Origin of the sequence: Sphingomonas sp. CCH9-F2 (assembly GCF_001556735.1) — a bacterium.
Classification (GTDB): domain Bacteria; phylum Pseudomonadota; class Alphaproteobacteria; order Sphingomonadales; family Sphingomonadaceae; genus Sphingomonas; species Sphingomonas ginsenosidimutans.
This window is the reverse complement of record NZ_LSJO01000323.1, coordinates 1-718: the sequence shown is the minus strand read 5'-3', so window position 1 is coordinate 718 and position 718 is coordinate 1. Positions and strand designations below refer to the sequence as shown.

Here is a 718-nt window from a genome sequence, read left to right as displayed (position 1 = left end):
GCGACGTGAGTGCCGAACAGACGTCCGGCGCGCCGACCTTCGACGTGCAGATCGACCGTCAGGCGGCGGGCCGTTACGGCCTGTCGGTCGAGGAGGTGGCGAACACCGTCTCGGCTGCGCTTGGCGGGCGTGAGGCCGGGCTGCTGTTCGAGGGCGACCGGCGGTTCGACGTCGTGGTCCGCCTGCCCGACGCGCAGCGGGACGACCTTGAGACGCTGGGGTCGATCCCGGTGATGCTGCCCGCTGCCGAAGGTCAGGTGGCGCGCTCGATCCCGCTAAGCCAGGTCGCCCGGTTCAACTACACCCAAGGGTTGAACCAGATCAGTCGTGAGAACGGCAAGCGGATGGTGGTCGTGCAGATCAACGTGCGTGGGCGCGACCTTGGCGGGTTCGTCGAGGAAGCGCAGGCGAAGATCGGCCAGATGCAGCTCCCCGCTGGCATGTATACCGAGTGGGGCGGCACCTTCGAGAGCCTGCAATCGGCTCGGCTACGCCTGCTGATCGTGGTGCCGATCTGCTTCATTGCGATCTACGCCCTGCTCTACATGGCGCTCGGCAGCTTCGTGTCGGCGGCGATCGTGTTCTCGGCGGTGCCGATGGCGCTTGCCGGGGGCGTGTTTGCGCTGCTGCTGCGCGGTATCCCCTTCTCGATCACCGCAGCGGTCGGGTTCATAGCCCTATCGGGCGTTGCCGTCCTCAACGGCCTCGTGATGATGAG

1 protein-coding gene is annotated in these 718 nt (G+C 66.9%); it reads left to right on the top strand.

What is annotated here, in order from left to right; translation table 11 throughout:
* Nucleotides 1-718, top strand: a 718-nt coding sequence (locus AX685_RS09425) for an efflux RND transporter permease subunit (RefSeq protein ID WP_197418550.1), incomplete at both ends; no start/stop codon positions are given.